This is a genomic window from Pseudovibrio flavus, assembly GCF_009711345.1.
In the GTDB taxonomy this organism is placed as follows: Bacteria; Pseudomonadota; Alphaproteobacteria; order Rhizobiales; family Stappiaceae; genus Pseudovibrio; species Pseudovibrio flavus.
Genome location: NZ_SMMA01000046.1, coordinates 60,617 through 60,856, shown reverse-complemented (window position 1 = coordinate 60,856; position 240 = coordinate 60,617). Strand labels below are relative to the sequence as shown.

Here is a 240-nt window from a genome sequence, read left to right as displayed (position 1 = left end):
TGTTCGCCGCCGGGTAGGCGGCTGAGAGAACACCAAACAAGCGACTGCAGCGCGAGGCCCAGTTCGCCGCCGGGTAGGCGGCTGAGAGACTCATTAACCCGTAAAAGGGGCGGCGCTTTTGGTTCGCCGCCGGGTAGGCGGCTGAGAGATTTGCCCTATCAATCGCAACATAGGCATCCATGTTCGCCGCCGGGTAGGCGGCTGAGAGAAAGGAAGAAGACCATGAACGCTTGGTGTATC

Annotated in this window: 1 protein-coding gene; it reads right to left on the bottom strand. The window is 60.4% G+C overall.

Annotated features, from left to right (window positions below):
- On the bottom strand, positions 1–181 hold a 181-nt coding region (locus E1162_RS19410), incomplete at its 3' end, for a hypothetical protein (RefSeq protein WP_257098575.1).
- Positions 182–240: the final 59 nt, after the last annotated feature.